This is a genomic window from Planktothrix sp. FACHB-1355, from assembly GCF_014748295.1.
In the GTDB taxonomy this organism is placed as follows: domain Bacteria; phylum Cyanobacteriota; class Cyanobacteriia; order Cyanobacteriales; family Aerosakkonemataceae; genus Aerosakkonema; species Aerosakkonema funiforme_A.
This window is the reverse complement of sequence record NZ_JACJUP010000525.1, coordinates 1-4,381: the sequence shown is the minus strand read 5'-3', so window position 1 is coordinate 4,381 and position 4,381 is coordinate 1. Positions and strand designations below refer to the sequence as shown.

The window sequence follows — 4,381 nt, the reverse complement described above, 5'->3', positions numbered from 1 at the left end:
CTTCATTTGCGATCGGCTGATCTCCCGTTGCTAGGTCGATAATGCTCAATCTAGCGTGACCCAATCCCACCCGTTGATGGGAAGCAATCCAGTGATTTTGTTTGTCTGGGCCACGATATTTCAACTGCTGCGTTGCTTTTGCTAACGCTTCTGCCGAAATCGGTTTTTCTTTCGAGAAAATTCCTACAATACCGCACATAAATTTCTCTCTTCCGTGACCGAATTTCAAAATTTTTCGCGCATCATTGACCGCTTTAAATATCACTGAGGGAGCAACAAACGCACTTCTTCCATTAAGCGCTGAGCCAGATTTTCTACAGTGCTTTGTCGGTAAATATTTTCACTGTATTCCCAGTTCATTTGCAGTTGTCCTTCCAAGATTCTCCCCAAAACGAGTAACAAATGGGGTCGAGTGTTGCGGGGACTAATACTCAGTCCGTGAGATTCGCGAGCTAGTTGAAATGGAGAAGATTCGAGTAGAATGCGATCGAACTGACCTAAGTAGTTAAATATAATTTCCGGTCGAGGAAGAGAGCCCATTTTTTGTGCGATCGTCTTATCGTCGCCGCAATAACGCAGCAAACCATAACCCATCCCCCGCTTGGGAATTTGGCGAAGCTGCTGTGCGATCGACTTTAACCGATCGACCGGAGTTTCCACATCCGTCAAGTTGAAATACATCGGAAAGCAGTTTGTAAACCAGCCAACTGTGCGGGATAGGTTCACACCTTCAATAATTTCTTCTCGTCCGTGTACGTCTAAGTCAATCAGAAGGTCGCGTCTTCCCATCCATTCGGTAATAGTTTGTACCAAAGCTGTTAGCAACACTTCATTAATTTGTGTTTGGTAAGTTGCCGGAATTTTATGAAGTAAAGCTTGAGTTTCTTCTGTATTTAGAGATACCGAAACAACGCGAGTCGAGGCTTCAATGTTAGCTCCTTCGGGGTAGTCTCTCGGCAAAGGTTGAGCTTGTCTCCGAGGTTCTGCTAACCAGTAAGATAATTCTTGCTTAACCTCTGCCGATCGAGCGTACTCGGTCAGTAGTTCAGACCATTGTTTAAAAGAAGTCGTTTTAGCTGGAAGGGAAATAGCTTTTCCACTACTAATTTGCTCGTAAGCTGCCTGGAGATCTTCCAGAAGTATCCGTAAGGAAACTACATCTTCTACTAAGTGATGGATGGCAATCAGTAAGCGGTTCGTTTTTTGATTACCCAGTTCAAAAAACGCCACTTTCATCAATGGCCCTGCTGATAAATTGAAGCTGCCTTGGATTTCTGTTGCTATGCTTTCAATAGCGGATTTTTGCTCTGACTCTGGAATAGTTGAAAGATCGAATTTAGCAAAACTAACTTTCTCTTCCAAACCCATATTTACTTGCTCCCAAATTCCCGATTTTTGTTGAAATCGGAGGCGCAGAGCATCGTGATGTACGAGTAGCTGCTGAGCAACTTCCTCTAGCAAAGAGGGGTCTATATCTCGATTTATTTCTAGCAGAAAAGCTTGGTTCCAATGATGATTTTCAGCAAAATTGCGCTCGAAAAACCACTGTTGGATAGGAGTTAGAGGTACTGAGCCTACTACAGCTTCCTGTTGTGCCTCGCGAAGAGAAATCGCACCTACAACTGTTGCCAATTCTGCGATCGTCGGATGTTCAAAAAGTTGATTTGTACTGAGTTGAAGACTTGCTTGGTTAGCTTTAGCTACAATCCGAATACTCTGAATCGAATCTCCTCCCAACTCTAAAAAGTTGTCGTGGATGCCTACTCGATCGATCCCCAGTACCTGACCCCAAATCTTAGCCAGCGCCGCCTCAACTGGCGTGCTAGGTGCTACGTAGGTAGTTTGAGCCGCTACACTTTCTTCTTTCATTAACATTTCCAGAAGTTGGCGTTTTTCTGGTGAAAGTTGCTCAAGACGCTTTAAAAGCTCACTCACTTTTTATCTCCTTGAATTGCGAAACAGTTTTACTAATTTTTTCAGCAAAATTGCCAATTTTAACTAACCTCTTGTGCTTATTGACAAGCTCTTTTGCGAAAGCATTACTTTCACTTCTTCTTCAGACAATTGTTCCAGTTGTTCTAGAATTCGAGCCATTACATCATCGCTGGATTGCGTTTTTTCAAATGCTGGTAAACTGTGGCGATCGACTTTCCCATTTGGCGTTAACGGCAGTGCATCTAGTTTGATGAAGCTGTTAGGAATCATATATTCCGGTAGCTTTTGCCTTAAGAAACTCCGCAATTCTTCATTTGTCAGCGCAAATCCGCGATTCGGTACTACGTAAGCAACTAAACGTTGATTTCCTGGCTGTTCTTCTCGAACTAATACGACAGCTTCTCGGACGGCGGGGTGTTGCAGTAAAGTTGCTTCGATCGCTGTCAGTTCGATCCGGTATCCCCTCACCTTCACCTGATGGTCAATACGTCCGATAAATTCAATGTTTCCATCTGGGAGGTAACGCGCCAAATCCCCAGTTTTATAGAGCCTTTCGGATTTGGGATTTGGGATTTTGGATTTGGGATTGAAATCTGAAAATCTCAAATCTAAAATCGGCAATCCCAAATCATTAAAGGGATTTGGAATAAATTTTTCAGCAGTCAATTCGGGACGGTTGAGATAACCTTTGGTGACGCCGAGTCCGCCGATATAAAGTTCGCCAAGAACTCCAATAGGTACTGGTTGGAGATGAGAATCGAGCAAATAAATCTGAGTATTTGCGATGGGACGACCGATCGAAACAGATGTTTTAAAATCGGAATTTTTACAATCGTAAACACTGCACCAAACAGTTCCTTCTGTTGGCCCGTATTCGTTAAACAATTGTGTATGCGGCAGTTGCTTTTGATGACGTTCGATTAACTCTTTGGAACAAGATTCTCCCGCAACGATCGCAGTTTGCAGAGAAGCAAGCTGACTGGGTTCGATATGTTCCAAAAGAGTTGCATAAAGCGAGGGAACGCTTAACCAATGGGAGACGCGATAGTTGCCGATCGCACTTGCCAATTGCCAGATATCTTTCTGCAAACCTTCCCTGAGTATTACTAGATTTCCTCCTTGACAAAGCGTCCAAAAAATAACTGCAATTGAACTATCAAAGGCGAAGGAAGGAATTAATAAGAAACTGCGAACGGGTTCTCGATAGTAAGCAATTCGAGCTATGGTTGAATGAACCAAGTTTCGATGAGTTACCAAAACTCCTTTCGGTCGTCCTGTAGAACCTGAAGTATAAATCGCGTATGCTAGATTTTCAGGAGTAGTTTTAGCGATCGGATTCCCCAGTTTCAGGGTCTGAAAATCCGAGTCCAAACATACTATTTTCGCCTTTGTTTGTGGGAGTCCTGAAACTAATTGTTGTTGAGTTAAAAGGACTGGTGCTTGGCTATCTTCCAGAATAAAAGTCAGATGCGAACTGGGATAGGCAGGGTCTATAGGCACATAAGCACCGCCTGCTTTGAGGATAGCAAAGATTCCGACGATCGTTTCTAGCGATCGCTCCACACATAGACCTACCAACACATCAGGGCCAACCCCTAAACTTTGTAAGTAATGTGCGATCGCATTGGCGCGATCGTTCAATTGTCGGTAACTCAATTGTTCGCCATCGAATTGCACCGCTACTGCATCTGGGGTTAATTCTGCTTGCGCCTCAAACCATTGATGAATACAACAATCTTCTAAATTCAGATGGCAGATTTCTTCTTTTTTGAATTCCCTCTGAGTGTTATTCCACTCGACCAGTAGCCGATGCTTTTCCGCAGCTGGAAGCAGACAGGAATTCTCGTAGCGATCGTGCGGGTGAGTCGCCATCGCCGTCAGAGTTTCGATGTAGTAATTGCCGATCGCTTCTAATTGCGCTTGTCCGATTTCTCGCAAATTGCATTCCAAATCCAGTTGTATGCGATCGGAAGCGTGATTGCGATTAAATTCAGCCCGCAAAGGAAAGTGAGTTTCTCCAAAACCCCTAGCCCCCAAGATTTCCAAACCTTTGAGAGTTTGAAGGCGATCGTATACGTGAAAGTGAGTGTAGTTAAAAACAGCTTCCACCAGAGGTTGTAGCGCTTGACGACCGCAAAGCCTGTGTAAATCCGCATAGGGATAACGCCGGAAAGGTAACAATTCCCGTTCGGTAGCAAAGACTTGCTGCGCCAAATCGATCCACGTTCCTCCCGTCAGTTGCAAGCGAAAAGGTACGGTGTTCAAATGAATTCCCAACGCCTTTTCTCCGTCTGCTTCTTCCACTCGACCGTTAGACTCCAGACCCGTCAAAACGTCGGTTTCGCCACCCAACAAACTCATCACTCTAATATGTGCGGCGAGCAAAACGTGCTTGAGAGGAACTTCTGCAATGCGAGCCAATTTTTTCAGTCCGTCGGAAACTTGG

General features: G+C 44.4%; 2 protein-coding genes and 1 pseudogene. All 3 read right to left on the bottom strand.

All coding sequences use genetic code 11. The features are described from left to right. A pseudogene (locus H6S82_RS19825) lies at nt 1-199 on the bottom strand (asparagine synthetase B); the annotation flags it as partial. 62 nt (nt 200-261) lie between these two features. Further along, on the bottom strand, nt 262-1,935 hold the full coding sequence (locus H6S82_RS19820; RefSeq protein WP_190465299.1) for a condensation domain-containing protein: 1,674 nt from the start codon (nt 1,933-1,935) through the stop codon (nt 262-264). Between the two features lie 63 nt (nt 1,936-1,998). Further along, the coding region (locus H6S82_RS19815) for an amino acid adenylation domain-containing protein (protein WP_191056599.1) at nt 1,999-4,381 on the bottom strand (2,383 nt) is incomplete at its 5' end.